This window comes from Pantoea sp. Ap-967 (assembly GCF_011752565.1).
Taxonomy (GTDB): domain Bacteria; phylum Pseudomonadota; class Gammaproteobacteria; order Pseudomonadales; family Pseudomonadaceae; genus Aquipseudomonas.
In genome coordinates, this window is the sequence record NZ_VWXK01000050.1 from 1 (window position 1) to 13605 (window position 13605).

At 67.1% G+C, this 13605-nt stretch carries 14 protein-coding genes; 3 read left to right on the forward strand and 11 right to left on the reverse strand.

What is annotated here, in order from left to right:
* Positions 1 to 180 precede the first annotated feature (180 nt).
* Positions 181 to 1575: an aspartate aminotransferase family protein gene (locus F3J45_RS28625; protein ID WP_167070716.1), complete on the reverse strand. Its 1395-nt coding sequence runs from the start codon at positions 1573 to 1575 to the stop codon at positions 181 to 183.
* 85 nt (positions 1576 to 1660) lie between these two features.
* Entirely contained in the window at positions 1661 to 2509 is an 849-nt protein-coding gene (locus tag F3J45_RS28630) for a helix-turn-helix transcriptional regulator (RefSeq protein ID WP_167070717.1), read from the reverse strand.
* Positions 2510 to 2641: 132 nt separating this feature from the next.
* On the opposite strand from F3J45_RS28630, the gene F3J45_RS28635 reads away from it, so the two are divergent.
* Positions 2642 to 3613, forward strand: a complete 972-nt coding sequence (locus F3J45_RS28635; RefSeq protein WP_255432115.1) for a LysR substrate-binding domain-containing protein — start codon at positions 2642 to 2644, stop codon at positions 3611 to 3613.
* Positions 3614 to 3806: 193 nt separating this feature from the next.
* Here F3J45_RS28635 and madM read toward each other — a convergent pair whose 3' ends face one another.
* The 9 genes from madM to mdcA form a co-directional block, all read right to left on the reverse strand.
* Positions 3807 to 4571 (reverse strand): malonate transporter subunit MadM, encoded by a 765-nt coding sequence (madM, locus tag F3J45_RS28640; RefSeq protein ID WP_085678325.1) that lies wholly within the window; start codon positions 4569 to 4571, stop codon positions 3807 to 3809.
* A gap of 2 nt (positions 4572 to 4573) precedes the next feature.
* Positions 4574 to 4996: a malonate transporter subunit MadL gene (madL, locus tag F3J45_RS28645; protein ID WP_167070718.1), complete on the reverse strand. Its 423-nt coding sequence runs from the start codon at positions 4994 to 4996 to the stop codon at positions 4574 to 4576.
* Between the two features lie 60 nt (positions 4997 to 5056).
* Complete coding sequence (gene mdcH, locus F3J45_RS28650) at positions 5057 to 5977, reverse strand: malonate decarboxylase subunit epsilon (RefSeq protein WP_167070719.1); 921 nt, start codon at positions 5975 to 5977, stop codon at positions 5057 to 5059.
* Positions 5974 to 6588 carry a malonate decarboxylase holo-ACP synthase gene (locus F3J45_RS28655; RefSeq protein WP_167070720.1) on the reverse strand — a complete coding sequence of 205 codons (615 nt, stop codon included), beginning with the start codon at positions 6586 to 6588 and terminating at the stop codon, positions 5974 to 5976. Before F3J45_RS28655 ends, mdcH begins: the two co-directional genes overlap by 4 nt.
* Position 6589: 1 nt before the next feature.
* Complete coding sequence (gene mdcE, locus F3J45_RS28660; protein ID WP_167070721.1) at positions 6590 to 7381, reverse strand: biotin-independent malonate decarboxylase subunit gamma; 792 nt, start codon at positions 7379 to 7381, stop codon at positions 6590 to 6592.
* Entirely contained in the window at positions 7378 to 8226 is an 849-nt protein-coding gene (locus F3J45_RS28665; protein ID WP_167070722.1) for a biotin-independent malonate decarboxylase subunit beta, read from the reverse strand. Before F3J45_RS28665 ends, mdcE begins: the two co-directional genes overlap by 4 nt.
* The gene (locus F3J45_RS28670; RefSeq protein ID WP_167070723.1) at positions 8219 to 8518 is read right to left on the reverse strand and encodes a malonate decarboxylase subunit delta; all 300 of its coding nucleotides are present in this window, start codon (positions 8516 to 8518) and stop codon (positions 8219 to 8221) included. Before F3J45_RS28670 ends, F3J45_RS28665 begins: the two co-directional genes overlap by 8 nt.
* Before the next feature lies 1 nt (position 8519).
* Entirely contained in the window at positions 8520 to 9344 is an 825-nt protein-coding gene (locus tag F3J45_RS28675; protein WP_205300726.1) for a triphosphoribosyl-dephospho-CoA synthase, read from the reverse strand.
* Positions 9345 to 9407: 63 nt separating this feature from the next.
* Positions 9408 to 11069 (reverse strand): malonate decarboxylase subunit alpha, encoded by a 1662-nt coding sequence (gene mdcA, locus F3J45_RS28680; protein ID WP_167070725.1) that lies wholly within the window; start codon positions 11067 to 11069, stop codon positions 9408 to 9410.
* Positions 11070 to 11364: 295 nt separating this feature from the next.
* Here mdcA and F3J45_RS28685 point away from each other — a divergent pair, with 295 nt between their 5' ends.
* Both F3J45_RS28685 and F3J45_RS28690 read left to right on the forward strand, forming a co-directional pair.
* Positions 11365 to 12435, forward strand: coding sequence for an enoyl-CoA hydratase/isomerase family protein (locus F3J45_RS28685; protein ID WP_167070726.1), 1071 nt, complete (start codon positions 11365 to 11367; stop codon positions 12433 to 12435).
* A 16-nt stretch (positions 12436 to 12451) separates the two neighbouring features.
* On the forward strand, positions 12452 to 13603 hold the full coding sequence (locus F3J45_RS28690; RefSeq protein ID WP_167070727.1) for an acyl-CoA dehydrogenase family protein: 1152 nt from the start codon (positions 12452 to 12454) through the stop codon (positions 13601 to 13603).
* The last annotated feature ends 2 nt before the right edge of the window (positions 13604 to 13605 follow it).

Below are 13605 nucleotides of genomic sequence, written 5' to 3' on the forward strand. Positions count from 1 at the left end.
ACATGGCGGAAGCCATAGCCTCGATCGAGGAAGGCTTGGATGGCTGACCGCTTGAAAGGTGTTGGATACTTGCTCATGAAAAACCCCAGGTGATGGACGGGTGTCCAACATCTGGGGCGCAGTTCAGCCCTGTGTAGGAGCGACCAAAGGTCGCGATGGGCCGCAAAGCGGCCCCGCCCCTTACAACAATCCCAACCCCCGCGCCGTCCGGTCCACCGCGATGCGGGTCTTCTCCACCAACTCATCCAGCTCCCCATGGTTGGCCACCAACGCCGGCGCCATGATCATCCGGCCCAGGGTCGAGCGAATGATCACCCCTTCCTCGAACCCATAGGTCCGGCACTGCCACGCCAGGTCATTCTCGTTGGCGTACCGCTTGCGGCTGCCCTTGTCCTCGGCAAACTGCAACGCCGCCACCAATCCAGCGCCCTGTACCTGGCCAATCAGCGGGTGATTGGCAAACACCTCGCGCAGGATCCGCTGCAGGTAAGGCCCGGTATCCTCCTTCACCTGGCGCACGATGCCTTCGTCGCGCAGCGCCTTGAGGTTGGCAATCGCCACCGCCGCCGCCACTGGGTGCCCGGAATAGGTCAGGCCGTGGGCGAACACCCCGCCCCGTTCCACTAGGGCCTCGGCAATGCGCTGGCTCAGCACCAGGCCGCCCATGGGCACGTAGCCCGAGGTCAGGCCCTTGGCAATCGACAGGGTGTCGGGCTGGAAGCCGAAGTATTCATGGGCGAACCATTCGCCGGTGCGGCCAAAGCCCCCAATCACCTCGTCGGCGCACAGCAGCACATCGTATTGGCGGCAGATGCGCTGAATCTCCGGCCAGTAGCTTTCCGGCGGGAAGATCATCCCGCCTGCGCCCTGGAACGGCTCGGCGATAAAGCCTGCGACGTTCTCGGCGCCCAGTTCAAGAATCTTCTCTTCCAGTTGCAGCGCGCAGCGGCGGCCGAACTCGGCCGGGGTCAGCTCGCCCCCGGCGGCGTACCAGTACGGCTCGTCGATGTGCGCCACGTCCGGGATCATCCCGCCCATTTCGTGCATGAACTTCATGCCGCCCAGCGCCGTGGCCGCCAGGGTCGAGCCGTGGTAGCCGTTCCAGCGGCCGATCATGATCTTCTTGGCCGGCTGGCCGACCACTTGCCAGTAACGGCGCACGGTCCGGATCAGCACCTCGTTGGCCTCGGAGCCGGAGTTGGTGTAGATGGCGTGGCTGTAGTGGCCCGGCAGCAGGCTGAACAGCAACTCGGACAGCTCGATAACCGCCGGGTGGGTGGTGTGGAAGAACATGTTGTAGTAGGCCAGCTGGTCCATCTGCGCAGCGGCGGCGGCGGTGAGGTCCTTGCGCCCGTAGCCGAGCTGGGTGCACCACAGGCCGGACATGCCGTCCAGGTAGCGCTTGCCGTCGCTGTCCCACAGGTGCAGGCGCTCGCCGCCCACCATCACCCGCGGGCCTTCGGCATTCAGCGCCTTCTGGTCGAGGAAGGCATGGATATGGTGGGCGGCATCGCCGGCCTGGTAGTCACGGGTATCGCGCTGGGCGTGCAGCTGGGCTTTGAACGGTGCGTTCATTGTTGTTCTCCAGGGTGAAACGCGGCATGCAGTTGTCCCTGCCAGACCGCTGACAGTAAAAAACGTTTGAGGGGTAGCGGCGCGTTCAGCGCCTTCGCAGGTAGCTTTCCAACGGGTCTTTGCTCAGGCCTTCCTGGGCCTGGGCGAGCGAGTCGATGAACAGCGAAAACAGCTCGGACTGCTTGGCGATGTCGAGCTTGGTGTAGAGGTTCTTGCGGTGGGTCTTCACCGTGTCCTCGCTGATGCCCAGGCGCTCGGCCAGGGAACGGGTGGAGTGGCCACGCAGCAGGTACTGGGCGATGCGGCACTCGCGCTCGGTGAGCAGGGACGAGCCAAAGTTGTTCAGTGCGGCGTTGATCTGCCGGCCCAAGGCACTTTCGAAGCGCCCGCCCAGGGCGTCCACGTCCAGGTGCCCCCACTGGCGGCGCACGCTGGCCACCACCCAGGGCGCCACGCACTTGAGGTCGTTGACCTGCTGGCGGTCCAGGCGGCGGGTGCTGGCCAGGGCCACGGCGATGGTCAGGTGTTCGTCCAGGGGCACGATGAAGTTCAGTTCGTCTTCAAGGTGCGCGTGCTGGTAGAACGCCAGGTAATACTCGCTGCGCTTGAAGTGGTCGGGGGCGACATCGCTCAGGCGGTAGCAACCGGGGGCGATCCCGTCCATGCAGGCGCGGTAGAACGGGCACAGCAGGTAGTAGCCTTCGAGGTATTTGTGGATGTTGCCTTCGGGCAACCACGGGCCTTCCTCGTCTTTTTCGAACAACGCCGAAGGCAGGCCCTTGCGTGGGTAGAGGAACACGGTGATGGCCTGGCACGGGGCAATCAGCTTGAGCGCGGCGAACAGCGCCTCGACGAAGCCCGGCGAACCCTGGGCGTCGACGACACGGGCCATCTGCGCGTACCAGTCGGGCGATTTCAGCCGGTCTTTGCTCATTGTCGTGGTCCCATGCCGGGGTTGTTGTGGTTGGGATTCTTGCACGCGCTTGCCAGGCGGACCATCACCCTTCGGGGTGAGGCCGTGCCCCCCATCCTACGCACGCCCCCGTAGGAGCGAGCGCAGCTCGCGATGCGCCGCAAAGTGGCGCCCTATGGCATCATCGACCCCACCTCACTACCAGGGCCGAACATGTTGATCGACGAAGAACTGACCCTGAAGAAGCTGGAAACCTTCCTCGCCTTCATGCGCAGCGGCAACCTGGGCCGCGCCGCCGCCGAGCTTTCCACCAGCGCGGTGAGCGTACACCGGGCCATCCATTCCCTGGAAAGCGCCCTGCGCTGCCCGCTGTTCAAACACGAGGGCCGCCAGCTGATTCCCCTGGAAAGCGCCTATGTACTGGAGAAAAAAGCCCGCCAGCTGATCCAGGACGCCGAACAGATGGTGCGCCAAACCCGCGAGGCAGCGGGCTTCTACGCCGAGCGCTTTCGCCTGGGGGCGCTGTACTCGCTGACGGTGAAAACCGTGCCCAAGCTGGTGATGGGCCTGAAGCTGCGGCGCAGCGAGCTGAACATCGAGCTCACCCTGGGTTCGAACGTCGACTTGCTGCAACGGCTGAAGAACCACGAACTGGAAGCGATCCTGGTGTCGCTGGACGAAAGCGTGGCAGACCCTGCCTGTGAACAGCTGCCGCTGTTTTCCGACGACATTTTCCTGGCCGTGCCCACCGACTCGCCCTTTGCCGAGCAGCAGGAAGTGGACCTGGCGGACTTGGCCGACTCCACCTTCATCACCCTGACCCAAGGCTTCGCCACCCACCGCGACGGCGCCCGGGTGTTTCAGCAGGCCGGCTTCGAGCCGAAGGTGGCGATGCAGGTGAACGATATCTTCACCCTGCTGAGCATGGTCAGCTCGGGCGTGGGCTTCGCCCTGCTGCCCGGGCGGATCGCGGCAGTGTACGAGAACCGCGTGAAGCTGATTGCGCTGCAGGCGCGGTACCGGCTGCAGCAGCATATTGGCGTGGTGTTCCTGAAGGCCCGGGAGCGGGAGCCGAACCTGCTGGCGTTGCTGGCTGAATGCCGGATGTACAGCCGTGAGAATTGAGCCAGGCCAGCGCCGCTTCGGTAGGAGCGAGCGCAGCTCGCGATGGGGCGCGTAGCGCCCCCAAGGTTTCAGCTTCGCGGCTCAGAATGCCGCTGTAGGAACGGGCTTGACCCGCGAAGCAGGCGACGCGGGGCATGGCACCGGCTGCGCCGGTGTTCGCGGGGCAAGCCCGCTCCTACAGGGAATGCCGGCACTAACCGACCAAGCCCCTGACACAGAAATACAGAACCGAAGGCCCCATCAGGCACCCCAACCCGGTATGGAAGGTGGCGGTCAACGCGCCATAGGGCACCAGCCGCCGATCAGTCGCCGCCAACCCGGCTGTCACCCCCGACACCGTGCCCGCCAAGCCACCAAACACCATCGCCGAGCGCGGGTTGTCCAGCGCCAGCAGCCGCGCCGACACCGGGGTGAACACCATCACCAGAATCGCCTTGATCAACCCGGTGGCAATCGACAGCGCCACCACGTCCGAACTCGCGCCCAACGCCGCCCCGGTCACCGGGCCAACGATATAGGTCACCGCCCCAGCACCGATGGTGGTCATGCTCACCGCGTCGCGGTAACCAAAAGCGTAGGCCACCGCGCAACCGACGATGAACGGCAGCACCGTGCCCAGCAGCAGCGACACGGCACCAATCATCCCGGCCTTGCGCGCCTCGGTGGCCTGCACCTCGAACGCCGTGGCGACGATGGCGAAGTCTCGCAGCATCGCCCCGCCCATCAGCCCAATACCGGAAAACAGCGCCATGTCGGCCAGGCCTTTCTGCCCGCCCGTCACGGTGCCGCCCACCCAGGCCAGCACCAGGCCGATGACGATGGCAATCGCCGAGCCGTGCACCCGGCCGAATGTCAGGTACTTGGACAACAACACCGACAACCACATGATCCCACCCACCACCGCGAAGGCCGTGATCAGGCCGTTGTGCTCCAACGCATTGTCAATGATCGGCCACATGATCAGCGCCCTCCTGCAGGCACGGCCTGCGCATCGGCAACCTCGGGCGCATCAGGCGCCGGCAAGGGTTCGCCACGATGGCTGCGGCTGATCACCGCGATGGTCAGCCCGCATACCAGCACGGCGCCCACGGCAGCGATCAACGCCACCGGCCCACCGTGCAGGGCAGTCACCACGTTCTGCTGGGCCGCCATGGCCACCACCACCGGAATGTACATCGCGCCCCAGAAGCCGACGCCGAACTCGCACTCCTTGCTCATGCCACCGTTGCGGTGCATGTACAGCCGTGCGCAGATCAGCAGGATCATGGCGATGCCGACCCCACCCACATTGGATTTCATGCCCAGCAGCACGCCCAGGAAGTCGCCGACGATAACGCCGGCCAGCGTGCATACCGCCAGCAGAGCCACACCATAGATGATCATTGTTGTTGTCCTCAGCTTGAGTCGAAGTTGCTTGTTGTTGTTCTTCGAAATGCAGCGCACTCATCGGTTGCCGGCCACCTCCTGGCGCAACAGCGCATCGAGGGTGTCCCAGCGGGTACCTTCCACCGCCACCACCCTGCCCTGTTCGAACACCGGGCGGGCCAGGCCAGTGAGCACGCTGCCCGGTGGCATTTCAAGGTGCAGGCGCACACCGCGTTCATAGGCGTTGCGCAGCGTGCCGCGCCAGTCCACCCAGCGTGCCATGTTGCCCGCCAGGTCGTCGCGCAGGCGCTGCGGGTCGACGATGGGCCTGGCGCTGCTGCCGCTCAGGTAGTTGATGCGCGGGCGGCGCAGTTCGATACTGGCAAAGGCACTGGCAAGTTCCGCCGCTGGGCCGTCGAGCAATGGGCAGTGCGACGGCACGCTGACCGCCAGGCGCCGGGCCACGCCTTGGCCGCGGCGGCGGGCGCGGGCGACGACCTCGGCCATGGCCGCGTCGCTGCCGGCGATGACGATCTGGTTGTCGCTGTTGAGGTTGGCCAGGTAAGCCTCGCCCGCCACCTCGGCCAGCAAGTGCTCGACGCTGGCGGCATCCAGGCCGCTGATGGCCGTCATCCCATAGCCCTGTGGGTAGGCACGCTGCATCAGCTCGCCACGCAGGGCCACCAGGCGCACGGCATCGGCAAAGCCAAGCGCACCGGCGGTGACAGCGGCCGGGTAGGCACCGATCGACAGGCCCGCCACATACTCGGGTGCGGGGCTGCGCTGCAGTAACCAGCGCGCCCAGGCTACCCCCGCCAGCAACAGGCACAGTTGCACCGCACGGGTCGATTGCAGGGCGTGCGCGGTGTCCAGGCCCAGCACGGGTTGCCCAAGGGCGTCGCTGGCCTCCTCCACCAGCCGCGCACTGCCTTCTGGCAGGCGCTGCAACATGCCGGGCTGCTGGGCGCCCTGCCCTGGAAAGGCGAACAGGCTGCTCACGCGGCGCGCTCCACGGCATGCCAGGGGTCGGCGACCAGGCGCGCACCGAGGGCCGACTTGAGCAGCACCTGCCGCGCCATGCCGGCCCACTCGCGCAAGGCAATGGCCCCTGCGGGCGTTTCCAGTTGCACATCGATGCGGCAAGGGCCGCAGTCCAGGATATCCAGCAGTTCACGGGCCTTTGCCCGCGCCATGAATTGCGGTGTGCGCAGCACCAGGTCGAGGTCGCTGCCCGCGTGCAGCAACTGGCAACCGGTCGCCAGCTGATAACCAACCCCCCCCGTCGGGCCCCAAGCCAGGCCGCTGGCGTCCAGCACCGGCGCCGTCGAGGCCAGTGCCTGCAGCGCGGCGCACGGGCTGTGGCCCTGCCAGCGCAGCGCTTCTGGCGCCACATGGCGCTGCACAGCAGCCAGGCGCATCTGCGTGGCCAGGCGCTGTTCGCGCCCCTGCCCGCGCACACCCACGGCCACCCAACCCGCCCTGCAGACGGCGCGGCGAACCACCACCGGCTGCCCGACCGCCAGCGCCTGCACGGCCCAGGCAGGGGCATCGGCAGGCAAATCGGCCGGGGCCATGCCCCAAAGCAGGTCGTGGGGTTGCGCAAGGTTCATGTCAGGCCCCCTGCCACTGGCTACGCAGGCGCGCCCGCACCTCGCGGGACGCGCTGCGGTGCTCGCCGGCCAAGCGCGAGGCCAGGTCGGTCGAATGACCGATGTCGGCCACGGCTTCGGCCAGGCAGGCACGCATCTGCGCCAGGTCGGCGGTGCTCGGCGCCTCGGCGCTTTCTACCGCAAGCCGGCGCCAGAGCAGGCCGAGCGAGGCATAGCTGGCAAGGTCGTAGGCCATCGGCGGAATTTCAGCGGCCAGGGCCTCCAGTTGCTCGACGCTGCGCAGGGTGATGCGCGCCGCCGCGTCCTTGCCCATGGCGTGCACCATCACCCCGCTGTCGTCCAGGGCGATCAGCCGTTGCGCCTGGTAGCCGTGGGCCAGGAACGCGCCGGACATGGCCTTGCCCACCAGCAGGCCGATCACCGGGTGCCCGGCCAGGCGTGCCTGGGCGTAGGCCTGCACGGCGCCGGCCAGGGCCTGGTGGATACCCAGCGCTTCCTCGCGGCGGCCATAGGCCTGGCTGGGCACGTCGATGATCGCGACAATCGCGCGCTTCTGGCCTTCGCGGTCCAGCGCCACCGCCTCGCTCACCGCCTGGGCCAGGCCCCAGCCTTCGAGCAAGCCGACTTCGCCGTTGCGCGCCCTGGGAAACGGGTTGTTGGCATCAGGCACCACGGCGATAAAGCGCGCCAGGCGGTTGTCCAGTTCACCATCGACCACCCGCAGCGAGGCCGGGTAACCCGGCAGCGGTTCGGCACCGGCCAGGCCCGGCAGCCAGTTCAGGGCACGGTTCATTGCGCATCTCCTTGGTACAGGGCACGCACGGCGGCGGCGTCCAGTTGCGGGCATTCGGCGCCCAGGCGGGCCAGGCGCTGCAGGAACCAGGCGTGGCGCCCGGCGCGGTCGGCCGTGGGCGTGTCCAGCAGGTGCAGCAGTTGTTGGCGAATAGCCTCGACGTCATCGGCCACGTAGCTGTCCACCAGGGCGCTGGCGTGGCGTTGCTCGCCACCGGTCAGGCTCCAGATGAACGGGCGGTCCTTGGCGTCGTATTCGGCGATGCCGGCTTCCTGCTCGATCACCTGGGGGCCGTTCAAGCCCAGGCGCGCTTCGCGGGTAACCAGCAGGTGGCTGCACAGCCCGGCAGCGATGGACATGCCGCCAAAGCAGCCGACCGCGCCTGCGATCAGGCCAACCACCGGTTGATAGTTGCGCAGCTCGACGATCGCCGCCTGAATTTCGGCAATCGCCGCCAGGCCGAGGTTGGCCTCCTGCAGGCGCACGCCACCGGTTTCCAGCAACAGCACGGCGCAGGTCGGCGTGCCGTTGCGGTTGTCCTCGATGGCCAGCTCCAGGGCACCGGCGATCTTCGCCCCGCCCACCTCGCCCATGCTGCCGCCCTGGAAACCGCCTTCGATGGCGGCGACCACGGCGTGGCGCCCGCCCAGCAGGCCCTTGGCGATCACCACGCCGTCGTCGGCCTGGGGCACGATGCCCTGGCGCGGCAGCCAGGGCGACATCAGGCGGTCGAACGGGCCAAGCAGTTCACGGAAGCTACCGGGGTCGAGCGTGGCGCGGGCGCGCTGGCGGGCGCCGAGTTCGACGAAGCTGCGGCTTTGCAGCAGGCGTGCGGTGTCAGTCATGGCCGATCTCCTCGAAGCCTTGTTCCAGGCGCAGGCGCACCACCCCAGGCGTGGCGCCGAAGTCGTGGATGTCGATTTTCAGCGCCGGCAGCGTGCGGCCGTCGAACAGGCGCTGGAACAGCTGGCTCCAGCGGGCGCTGCTGCCGTTCACCGAGGTGACCACCTGGATCTCCAGCTGGCCGGCGCGGCCGGGTTCGATCAGCACTTCCAGGTCGCCGGAGCTGACGCAGCCGACCAGGGTACGGCCACGGCCAGGCGCGGCGGCGGGGAATTGAAATGTCAGGGTTTCCATGTCACAGGCTCCTGGCTTTGTCGAGAAACAGGCAGGCGGCCAGCAAGTCGGCGGCGCCGCCCGGTGAGGCGTTCAGGTTCAACAGTTGGGCGTCCAGCGTGCGCAGCAGGCGGCGGCCATCGAGGGTGGCGCTGCCGCCGGCAGCCAGCACGGCGCGGGCGCCGCTTTGCACGGTGTTCAGGCCTTCGGGGCCGGCTCGCCAGAGCACGCAGGTGTCGCTCAGGGCGGCCATGATCGCCAGCAGCGCATCGAGCCGGGCATGGCTTTCGCTGGCACCTGCGGCGCGGCTGCGGCGCAGCTGTGGCAAGCCGTGGCCAATCACTGCCGGGAAGCCTTGCTGGGCCTGTTCGCGGGCACCGCTGGCGCCATAGCGCTGGCGCACCTCGGCGCCGTGGCTGGGCTGCACGGGCATGGCCGGGTCATCGATGAGGGCGATGCGCCCGGCGCGGGCGGCAACCGTGCCGGCATCTGCCTTGGGGTCGAGGGCCTGGGCGGCCAGCAACAGGCCCAGTGCCCAGATCGCACCGCGATGGGTGTTGATGCCGCCGGTGGTGGCCAGCATGGCGTGTTCGCCTTCACGGCCAATGCGGCCCAGTTCGGCGCGCAGAGGCTGGTTGACCTGGCCATGGGCCTGGGCCGCCTCGGCCATCTGGCGCAGGCAGGGCCACAGCGACAGGGCCGAGGCGTGCATCAGGGCCAGGGTCATGTCGGGGTGGGCACCGCTGCCGCGGCGGTCGACCAGGCCGGGTTTGGGGGACAGGTCGGCTTCGTCGATCAGGGCTTCTACTGCCAGGTCGGCCAGGTGGTCGGGCTGGGCGGGCCTCATCGCAGGCAAGCCTGCTCCTACAGATAGGGGGTAGGCCGGCAATTTTTGGGAGTGCGCGTTCATTTACCAGCTCCTGAAGCGGGCGGGCGGGTTGTAGAGGCCGCCGGACCATTCGACCAGGTCGGCGATGCTGCGCGCCGCGAGCAGTTCGCGGCTGGCGTCGGTGCGGCGGATGCCGAGGTCTTCGGGCAAAGCCACCAGGCCGAGCTTGCGCAGACGCAGGGTGTCCTTGGGGTCGTGGCGCAGGCCGATGGCGGTAACCCCGGCCACGGCAGCGATCATCTGCTGGCGCTCTTCAAGGCTGCGGGCTTTGTACAGGTAGGCGATGCCCTCTTCGGTCAACAGGTGGGTCACGTCGTCGCCGTAGATCATCACCGGTGCCAGCGGCATGCCGGCTTTCTTCGCCACCTCCACCGCATCCAGGGTTTCCACGAAGGTGGGCTTGCCGCCTTCCTGGTAGGTTTCGACCATCTGCACCACCAGCTTGCGGCCGCGTTCAAGCATCGTGTCCGGCACGGTCATGTCGAGCCAGGCCGGGGTGGCGTGGCGCCGCCCGCGCGGGTCATGGCCCATGTTCGGCGCACCGCCAAAGCCGGCCAGGCGGCCGCGGGTCACGGTCGAGGAATGGCCATCGCCGTCCACCTGCAAGGTGGCGCCGATGAACAGGTCGACCGCGTATTGCCCGGCCAGCTGGCACATCATGCGGTTGGAACGCAGCGAACCGTCACGGCCGGTGAAGAACACGTCCGGGCGCTGGGCGATGTAGTCTTCCATGCCCAGCTCGGTGCCGAAGCAGTGCACGCTCTGCACCCAGCCGGTTTCGATCGCCGGAATCAGGGTGGGGTGCGGGTTGAGCGTCCAGTTGCGGCAAATCTTGCCCTTCAGGCCCAGCGACTCGCCGTAGGTGGGCAGGATCAACTCGATGGCGGCGGTGTTGAAGCCGATGCCGTGGTTCAGCGACTGCACCTGATGCTTCTCGTAGATGCCGCGTATCGCCATCATCGCCATCAGCACGTGGACGGGCTTGATATGGCGCGGATCGCGGGTAAACAGCGGCTCGATGTAGAACGGCTGGTCGGCCACCACCACGAAGTCGACCCAGGACGCCGGGATGTCGACCCGTGGCAGGTCGTCCACCCGGTCCACCAGCTGGTTGACCTGGGCGATCACCAGGCCATCGCTGAACGCCGCTGGCTCCACCAGCGCCGGGGTGTCTTCGGTGCTGGGGCCGGTGTACAGGTTGCCGTCGCGGTCGGCCATGAAACCGGCCACCAGGGTGACGTTGGGAATCAGGTCGACCAGCAGCCGCGAGTAAAGCTCGATGTAAGTGTGGATGGCGCCAACTTCCAGCAGGCCGTCTTCCAGCAGCTGGCCGATGCGCAGGCTCTGCGGGCCGGCGAAGGAAAAATCGAGCTTGCGCGCGATGCCACGTTCGAACAGGTCCAAATGCTCGGCGCGGCTGACGCTGGGCATGATCATGTGCAGGTCGTGCAAGCGCTCGGGGTCGGCCTTGGCCAGGGAGCGAGAAAGGAAGTCGGCCTGCTTCTGGTTGTTGCCTTCGAGCACCACACGGTCACCGGGGGCGATCAGCAGCTCCAAGGCTTCGACGATTTTGTCGGTGGGCAGCACCACGCCGTCGGCCAGGTGTCGGACGCGGTCCAGGCGGCGCTGCTTCTCGGCGCGGCGCCTGGACCATTGCGGGGGTGGATTCTTGCTGAAGGTCATGGTGACTCCACGGGTTCGCTGTCGTGGGGCCACATTAGGGCGCTGCCTGCTGGCGGATCAATCAAGCTGGGAAGGCGATCATTACGCTAAGGTTAACGATTGTGTTCAGCCACCGGGAATCGCGTTTTCACCCGTCAACGGTGGGCCTGGCAGGCGCGGCCAATGTGGCAAAAACGCACGATCCCCCTGCAGATTTGTCCATTGCTCAGGGCAAATTCGCATGCGAGGATCCATTGACCCTCCAGTGCGCTGCAAACTTCACTCGGAAAATCAATAACAAAGCAGGGAGAACGCGATGACCGCGCACGCTCATACCTCGGCAACCGACCATGTACTGGCCGAGGTTCGCAACCAGATTGGCCACCTTACCCTCAACCGCCCCGCCGGCCTCAACGCCCTGACCCTGGACATGGTGCGCCGCCTGCGCCAGCAGTTCGACGCCTGGGCCGACGACCCACAGGTGCAGGCCGTGGTGCTGCGCGGCGAGGGCCCCAAAGGCTTCTGCGCCGGGGGCGACATCCGCTCGCTGCACGACAGCTACAAGGCCGGGGACACCCTGCACGAAGACTTCTTCGTCGAAGAATACGCCCTGGACCTGGCCATCCACCGCTACCGCAAGCCGGTGCTGGTGCTGATGGACGGCTTTACCCTGGGCGGCGGCATGGGCCTTGCCCAAGGCTGCGACCTGCGCATCGTCACCGAGCGCAGCCGCCTGGGCATGCCGGAAGTGGGTATCGGCTACTTCCCGGATGTGGGCGGCAGTTATTTCCTCTCGCGCATTCCCGGGGAGCTTGGCACCTACCTGGGCGTCAGCGGCGCCCAGATCCAGGCCGCCGATGCCCTGTATTGCGGCCTGGCCGACTGGTATCTGCACAGCGACAAGCTGGCCGCCCTTGATGAAGGCCTCGACCAGCTGCGCTTCGGCGCCACCCCGCTCAAGGACCTGCAGAACCTGCTGGCCCGGCTCGGCAGCCAGGTGCTGGACAATGCACCGCTGGAAAAGCTGCGCCCGGTGATCGACCACTTTTTCGCCCAGCCCGACCTTGCGGCCATCATCGAGCAACTGCGCGCCGTCAGCATCGGTGACAGCCACCACTGGGCACTGGCCACCGCCGACCAGCTGGAAAGCCGCTCGCCACTGGCCATGGCAGTTACCCTGGAGATGCTGCGCCGCGGCCGCCACCTGGCCCTGGAGGACTGCTTCGCCATGGAGCTGCACCTGGACCGCCAGTGGTTCCAGTACGGCGACCTGATCGAGGGCGTGCGGGCGCTGATCATCGACAAGGACAAGCAGCCGCGCTGGAACCCGCCAACCCTGGCGGGGCTGTCGCGCCAGCGGGTCGACCAATTCTTCGAAGGCCTGTGAGGCTGGGAGTACACAGATGCAAGACGTGGAACTGAGCGAAGAGCAGATCATGATCCGCGACATGGCCCGGGATTTCGCCCGTGGCGAGATCGCCCCGCATGCCCAGGCCTGGGACAAGGCCGGCTGGATCGACGACGGCGTGGTGCGCAAGATGGGCGAGCTGGGCCTGCTCGGCATGGTCGTGCCGGAAAGCTTCGGCGGCAGCTACACCGACTACGTGGCCTACGCCCTGGCCGTCGAGGAAATCGCCGCCGGCTGCGGCGCTACCGGCGCGATGATGAGCATTCACAACTCAGTCGGTTGCGGCCCCCTGCTCGCCTACGGCACCCCCGAACAGCAACAGGCCTGGTTGCCGCGCCTGGCGGCAGGCGAAGTGATCGGCTGCTTCTGCCTGACCGAACCGCAGGCCGGCTCCGAAGCGCACAACCTGCGCACCCGCGCCGAGCTGGTCGATGGCCAGTGGGTGATCAACGGCGCCAAGCAGTTCGTCAGCAACGCCCGCCGCGCAGGCCTGGCAATCGTGTTCGCGGTCACCGACCCGGAACTGGGCAAGAAAGGCCTGTCGGCCTTCCTGGTGCCCACCGACAACCCAGGTTTCAAGGTAGACCGCAGCGAGGACAAACTGGGCATTCGCGCCTCCGACACCTGCGCGGTCACCTTCGACAACTGCCGCATTCCGGCCGCCAACCTGCTCGGTGAGCGCGGCAAGGGGCTGGCCATTGCCCTGTCCAACCTCGAAGGCGGGCGTATCGGCATCGCCGCCCAAGCCCTGGGCATCGCCCGCGCCGCGTTCGAGGCGGCGCTGGTGTATTCGCGTGAGCGCATCCAGTTCGGCAAGCCGATCAACGAGCACCAGAGCATCGCCAACCTGCTGGCAGACATGCAGGTGCAGGTGAACGCCGCCCGCCTGCTGATTTTGCATGCCGCACGCCTGCGCACGGCCGGCAAGCCCTGCCTGTCGGAAGCCTCCCAGGCCAAGCTGTTCGCTTCGGAAATGGCCGAGCGGGTGTGCTCGATGGCAATCCAGGTGCATGGCGGCTATGGCTACCTGGAAGACTACCCGGTAGAGCGCCACTACCGTGATGCACGCATCACCCAGATCTACGAAGGCTCAAGCGAGATCCAGCGCATGCTGATTGCCCGCGAGCTCAAACACTACCCGCTGTAGGC

Coding starts and splice junctions, on each gene's coding strand:
- F3J45_RS28625 (WP_167070716.1), bottom strand. CDS start 1,575: ATGAACGCACCGTTCAAAGCCCAGCTGCACGCCCAGCGCGATACCCGT.
- F3J45_RS28630 (WP_167070717.1), bottom strand. CDS start 2,509: ATGAGCAAAGACCGGCTGAAATCGCCCGACTGGTACGCGCAGATGGCC.
- F3J45_RS28635 (WP_255432115.1), top strand. CDS start 2,642: ATGCGCCGCAAAGTGGCGCCCTATGGCATCATCGACCCCACCTCACTA.
- madM (WP_085678325.1), bottom strand. CDS start 4,571: ATGTGGCCGATCATTGACAATGCGTTGGAGCACAACGGCCTGATCACG.
- madL (WP_167070718.1), bottom strand. CDS start 4,996: ATGATCATCTATGGTGTGGCTCTGCTGGCGGTATGCACGCTGGCCGGC.
- F3J45_RS28655 (WP_167070720.1), bottom strand. CDS start 6,588: ATGAACCTTGCGCAACCCCACGACCTGCTTTGGGGCATGGCCCCGGCC.
- mdcE (WP_167070721.1), bottom strand. CDS start 7,381: ATGAACCGTGCCCTGAACTGGCTGCCGGGCCTGGCCGGTGCCGAACCG.
- F3J45_RS28665 (WP_167070722.1), bottom strand. CDS start 8,226: ATGACTGACACCGCACGCCTGCTGCAAAGCCGCAGCTTCGTCGAACTC.
- F3J45_RS28670 (WP_167070723.1), bottom strand. CDS start 8,518: ATGGAAACCCTGACATTTCAATTCCCCGCCGCCGCGCCTGGCCGTGGC.
- F3J45_RS28675 (WP_205300726.1), bottom strand. CDS start 9,344: ATGAGGCCCGCCCAGCCCGACCACCTGGCCGACCTGGCAGTAGAAGCC.
- mdcA (WP_167070725.1), bottom strand. CDS start 11,069: ATGACCTTCAGCAAGAATCCACCCCCGCAATGGTCCAGGCGCCGCGCC.
- F3J45_RS28685 (WP_167070726.1), top strand. CDS start 11,365: ATGACCGCGCACGCTCATACCTCGGCAACCGACCATGTACTGGCCGAG.
- F3J45_RS28690 (WP_167070727.1), top strand. CDS start 12,452: ATGCAAGACGTGGAACTGAGCGAAGAGCAGATCATGATCCGCGACATG.